Annotated in this window: 1 pseudogene; it reads left to right on the top strand. The window is 67.1% G+C overall.

Features of this window, described 5'->3' with window-relative positions:
* Positions 1–14: 14 nt before the first annotated feature.
* A pseudogene (locus M8I34_RS41105) lies at positions 15–886 on the top strand (IS5 family transposase).
* Positions 887–898: the final 12 nt, after the last annotated feature.

Genomic DNA, 898 nt, shown 5'->3' with positions numbered 1-898 from the left:
CTAGGCAGTTTCGTTTGGATCAGTCGGTCGTTGGTCCGGGTGTGCCGTTAACAGATGTGCAGTGGGCGCGAATTGAGCCGTTGCTTCCGGACCGGACGCCGAAGCGGGGTGGACGCTGGCGTGATCACCGGGAGGTGATCGACGCGATCGCCTTCAAGTTCCAGACCGGAACGCAGTGGGTCCACCTGCCGGAGAAGTACGGCAACTGGAGAGGTGTCTACAACCGGCTGCGGATGTGGGCCCTGGATGGCACCTGGGAGCGAGTGTTCACCGCGCTGATGGCCCAGGCCGACGCGGACGAGGACCTGACCTGGGCTGTGTCGGTGGACTCCACGATCGTGCGAGCTCACCAGCACGCGGCCGGGGCCCGCAAAAAGGGGCCCCGGCCGGAGAACCGGCCGACCATGCCATCGGCCGGTCCCGCGGCGGGCTGAGCACGAAAATCCACCTGGCAGCAGATGCCCGCTGCCGACCCCTCGCGTTCGTTCTCACCGCCGGACAGGCCGGCGATGCACCCGCTTTCACGGACGTGATGGCCCGCTTACGCGTTCCCCGCCGCCGCGGAAGGCCGCGGACCCGGCCGGACGTGGTTCTGGCGGACAAGGCGTATTCCTCACGCGCCATCCGCGACCACCTGCGCAAACGCGGCATCCGGACGGTGATCCCGGTTCCGGCGGATCAGCGCGGGCACCGGCTGCGACGGGGCAGTCGGGGCGGCAGGCCGCCGACGTTCGACCGTGAGACCTACAAGCAGCGCAACACCGTCGAGCGGTGCATCAACCGACTCAAGCAGTGGCGAGGCATCGCCACTCGCTACGAGAAGACCGCAACCATCTACCTGGCCGGACTCCACATCGCAGGCATCTTCCTCTGGTCAGCCCGATGATCCAAACGAAAG

This window comes from Streptomyces sp. MCA2 (assembly GCF_023544705.1).
Taxonomy (GTDB): Bacteria; Actinomycetota; Actinomycetes; order Streptomycetales; family Streptomycetaceae; genus Streptomyces; species Streptomyces decoyicus.
This window is presented reverse-complemented; position numbering and strand designations above follow the sequence as displayed.